Consider the following 1,065-nt stretch of genomic DNA (forward strand, 5'->3'; position numbering starts at 1 on the left):
GGGATTGGTAGGGTAGTCACATTATCGCATTAAGCGATTATAGTGCGTCTTTTTTGATACAAAGAACGTGGTATTTACCGTCTTCGATCTCAGCGCCTTCAGTTTCGTGTTCAAAACCTGGGAATTCAGCGTCCCATGCTTCTAGTGCTTTCAAGTACTGGATTTGAGGACTTGTTTCGTCACCGAAGTTTTCACCACCCATTAGCATTGGAATGCCTGGTGGGTAAGGGATCACAGAGTTCGCTGCAACACGACCCACTAGCTTGTCAGAAGGTACTAGCTCTACTTCATCAGAAACTACGAACTGGTAAGCAGTACGTGGCTTAACTTCCATTTCAGGAAGGCTTGAGTAAGCGTGGTTCAGTACTTGGCTTGGGTTATGACGTACTAGGTATTCAAACATCTTGTTACCTAGATCTTTAAGACCAAGACCGCGGTAAACTTCAGGAGCAGACGCTACTAGCTCAGGCAGTAATGTTTCGATATCTGCGTTTGCATCGTAGTGACGCTTGAATGACAACAATGTGTTGATCAAAGTGTCACGCTTACCTTTAGTAATACCCATTGAGAATAGGAACATGACTTGGAAGTCAGTAGTACGGGTTGGAACGATACCAAAACGGCCTAGGTATGCAGTCACAAGTGCTGCTGGAACACCTGTCTCTAGGAAGTTACCGTTGTCGTCAAGACCTGGAGTTAGCAAGCTCACTTTGATTGGATCAAGCATACACCAGTCATTGTCGATTTCGTCAAAGCCGTGCCACTTGTCGCCAGGAGTTAGTTTCCAGTTCTGTTGAATTGTCATTAGAGACTCAACAGAAGCGTCTTCAAATTTAACTTTGTCACCGTTCATTTCAGTAACCGTTTCAGCGTTCCAAGGCTTGAAGAACCAATCGTTTTCAGCGGTGTAATCGTTGAATAGTTGACGCATGTTTTGACGGAAGATGATCGCTTCGCGGTTAACTTCGTTCGTTAGCGATAGACCACTTTCGCCTTTCATCATGTTCGCAGCAACATCGTTAGACGCACAGATTGCGTATAGTGGTGATGTTGAAGTGTGCATCA

1 protein-coding gene is annotated in these 1,065 nt (G+C 44.9%); it reads right to left on the bottom strand.

Annotated elements, in window-relative coordinates:
• Positions 1-37 precede the first annotated feature (37 nt).
• A partial coding sequence (locus tag PMAL9190_RS19925; protein ID WP_503121368.1) for an Orn/Lys/Arg family decarboxylase occupies positions 38-1,065 on the bottom strand: 1,028 nt, incomplete at its 5' end.

This window comes from Photobacterium malacitanum, assembly GCF_900185615.1.
In the GTDB taxonomy this organism is placed as follows: Bacteria; Pseudomonadota; Gammaproteobacteria; order Enterobacterales; family Vibrionaceae; genus Photobacterium; species Photobacterium malacitanum.